1 pseudogene and 1 other annotated feature are annotated in these 522 nt (G+C 42.7%); the pseudogene reads left to right on the forward strand.

From position 1 onward, the window contains the following. Window positions 1–522 (forward strand): annotated as a pseudogene (locus HMPREF0023_RS15975) (IS3 family transposase); the annotation flags it as partial. Next, window positions 24–140: a sequence feature (AL1L pseudoknot), on the forward strand. It overlaps the preceding pseudogene by 117 nt.

Genomic DNA, 522 nt, shown 5'->3' on the forward strand with positions numbered 1-522 from the left:
AATGAAATTCTACGTAAAGCAGCCGCTTTTTTCGCCCAGGCGGAGCTCGACCGCCCACACAAGTAATGGTGGATTTTATCCATAACAATAAAGATCAATATGGTGTTGAAGCGATTTGTAGGATTTTACCAATCGCACCTTCAACCTATTACCGGACTCTAGATCTCACAGTAAATCCAGAACATCGAGCGAAACGGGATCTGCATGACCTTCATCATGCTGAACAAATAAAACGAATTTGGAAAGAAAGTTCAGGTCGATATGGCGCACGTAAAGTCTGGCAACAACTGAAACGTGAAGGCTCTGTTATTGCACGTTGTACAATTGCTCGATTGATGCAAAAGCTAGGTATACAAGGTGTTTGGCGTGGTAAGAATAAACAAACCACCCGTAACCGAGATGACCAAAAACGGGCAGATGATTTAGTGAAACGTAATTTTAATGCTGATCATCCAAACCCTTGCGAAGCAATGCTTCTCAGGTGGGTGACTTCACGTATATTCAAACAAATTCAGGCTGGGT

Origin of the sequence: Acinetobacter sp. ATCC 27244 (assembly GCF_000156555.1) — a bacterium.
GTDB classification, from domain to species: Bacteria; Pseudomonadota; Gammaproteobacteria; order Pseudomonadales; family Moraxellaceae; genus Acinetobacter; species Acinetobacter haemolyticus.